Below are 2,431 nucleotides of genomic sequence, written 5' to 3'. Positions count from 1 at the left end.
CGGAATGCGCCAGCCCCAGGCCTTGAAGTCATCTTCGCCCATGAACGTGCGGATGCCCAGGATGACCAGCAGCGACAGGAACAGGCCCAGCGTTGCGGTGGTTTGAATCCAGGACGTGTAGAAGCCGCGGCGGCCGTGCGGAGCGTGTTCAGCGACATAGGTCGCCGCGCCGCCGTATTCGCCGCCAAGCGCCAGACCTTGCAACAGGCGCAGGACGATCAGGATGGCGGGAGCGGCCAGGCCGATGCTGGCGTAGCTGGGCAGAATGCCGACGAGGAACGTGGACAGGCCCATGATCACGATCGTGACCAGGAAGGTGTATTTACGTCCGACCAGGTCGCCCAATCGGCCGAACACCAGCGCGCCGAACGGCCGCACCGCGAAACCGGCCGCGAAGGCCAGCAGCGCGAAGATGAAGCCCGCGGTCGGGTTCACGCCGGAAAAGAAGTGTTGGGCAATGATGGCTGCGAGCGAGCCATATAGATAGAAGTCGTACCACTCGAACACCGTGCCGNNAAGATGACCTTGCGCTCCTCCTTGGTCATCGGACGCGGATCCGCGGATGGACCGCGGCCTGCCATGGTAGTTGTGCTCATGATGTCTCCTCGTTTTTAGGCCGGCGGTTTTCCGCCGTGCTTGACCCTCCGCCGGCGAGACCGACATCGAGCTATCGCAACATTGGGGGCCGAGGCTGACGAGGTTCTGACGTGACCCTTACTCGAATCTTAAAATTGAAACAAACAGTAAATTCCCCGGGGAAGGCTAGGGATAGTCCTTAGCTGTCGGACGTCTCGGGCGGCGGCGAGTAGAGGGGAAAAACGACACGGATTCGCGTGCCGGGCAGGTCGGAGTGTTCAGTGGGATGGTCGCTGATTTCGACACTTGCCTGATGCTTCTGCGTGATTTCGCGCACGATGGCCAGGCCCAGGCCGNNGTCGAACACGCGTTCGCGCTCGTCGGGCGCAATGCCCGGTCCGGAGTCCTCGACTTCCAGGATGCCTTGGCCATCCGCTTGCAGCACGCGCACGGTGATATGGCCGCCGCGCGGGGTGTAGCGCAGCGCGTTGTCGACCAGGTTGTTCAGCAGCTCGGCCAGCAGCAGCGGATTGCCATTGATCTCGACGGGCGTGTCCGAGCCTTCGAACCCCAGGTCCGTGCTGAGCGACAGCGCCAGCGGCACCCAGTGCATGGTCTGCTCGTAAGCGATGGCGTTGATGTCCGTGCGTGTCAGGCCGATGGCGCTGGGATTTTCAGCCCGGGCCAGCAGCAGCAACTGATTGACGAGCCGGGTCGCGCGTTCAGAACCCGTCACAAGCTGGCGCAGGCTGGACTGCATTTCCTCGGGACTGGCGTCGCGCAGCGCCAGTTCAGCCTGTGTGCGCAATCCCGCCAGCGGCGTCTTCAACTGGTGCGCGGCGTCGGCCACGAAACGGCGCTGCGCCTGCACGTTGGCGGACAGGCGGTCCAGCAGGTCGTTCATGGCCGCGACCAGCGGGGCAATCTCGGAAGGCGCGGCGCGTTCGTCGATCGGCGAGAGGTCGTCGGGCCGCCGGGCGCGCAGCCGCTGCTGCAGCGCATTCAACGGCGCCACGCCGCGGGACAGGCCGAACCAGACGAGCAGCACGGCGATGGGCAGCACCACGAACTGCGGAATGATCACGCCCTTGATGATGTCGTTGGCGAGCTGCGTGCGCTTTTCCACGGTTTCGGCCACGATGAACAGCGCGGGCTGCGTGCCGGGCAGATGCAGGTCCACCCAGGTGAAGGCCAGCCGGATGCCAAAGCCGCGCAGCGTGTCGTCTTCGTACTGGACTTCGCCGGGACGGGGCTGGCCCACGGTGGTCGGCAGCGGCAGCGCGCGGTCGCCGCCCAGGTATTCGCCGCGGCTGCCCAGCGCCAGCCAGAACACGCTGTCCGTCTCGTCGGCGCGCAGCACGTCACGCGCGGCATCGGTCATCTTCAGCACGGCGCGGCCATCCTGCGCGTGAACCTGGCGCGTCAGCACGTGCAGGTTGTTGGCCAGCGCGCGATCGTAGGGAACGTTGGCGATGTTCTGCGCCACCACGTAGGTGATGGCAACACTCATGGGCCACAAAAGGAACAGCGGCGCCAGCATCCAGTCCAGGATCTCGCCCAGCAGCGACCGTTGCGGCGGCGCGAAACTCGGGCCCTTGGACCCGGCTTGCATGATGTCCAGGGCTTCCTGGTTGAGCGGCTCTGGGGCGGGCTCAGCTTGCGAGGTACGCCGCACCCTGGTCCCGCTCAAGACAGTAGCCCAGGCCGCGCACGGTGACGATCTTCACGCCGCTGGGCTCGAGCTTTTTGCGCAGGCGATGCACGTAGACCTCGATGGCGTTGGTGCTGACTTCCTCGCCCCATTCGCACAAGTGGTCCACGAGCTGGGTCTTGCTGACCATGCGGCCGCTGCGCG

General features: G+C 65.3%; 2 protein-coding genes and 1 pseudogene. All 3 read right to left on the bottom strand.

Translation table 11 applies throughout. The features are described from left to right. Nucleotides 1–581, bottom strand: a pseudogene (locus B3446_RS21440) (MFS transporter); the annotation flags it as partial. Nucleotides 582–775: 194 nt separating this feature from the next. Then, nucleotides 776–2,116 carry a sensor histidine kinase gene (locus tag B3446_RS21435; RefSeq protein WP_291384789.1) on the bottom strand — a complete coding sequence of 447 codons (1,341 nt, stop codon included), beginning with the start codon at nucleotides 2,114–2,116 and terminating at the stop codon, nucleotides 776–778. A gap of 112 nt (nucleotides 2,117–2,228) precedes the next feature. Further along, the coding region (locus B3446_RS21430) for a winged helix-turn-helix domain-containing protein (protein WP_291384788.1) at nucleotides 2,229–2,431 on the bottom strand (203 nt) is incomplete at its 5' end.

Origin of the sequence: Achromobacter sp. UBA5777 (genome assembly GCF_002418565.1) — a bacterium.
Lineage (GTDB): Bacteria > Pseudomonadota > Gammaproteobacteria > Burkholderiales > Burkholderiaceae_B > Achromobacter > Achromobacter animicus.
This window is presented reverse-complemented; position numbering and strand designations above follow the sequence as displayed.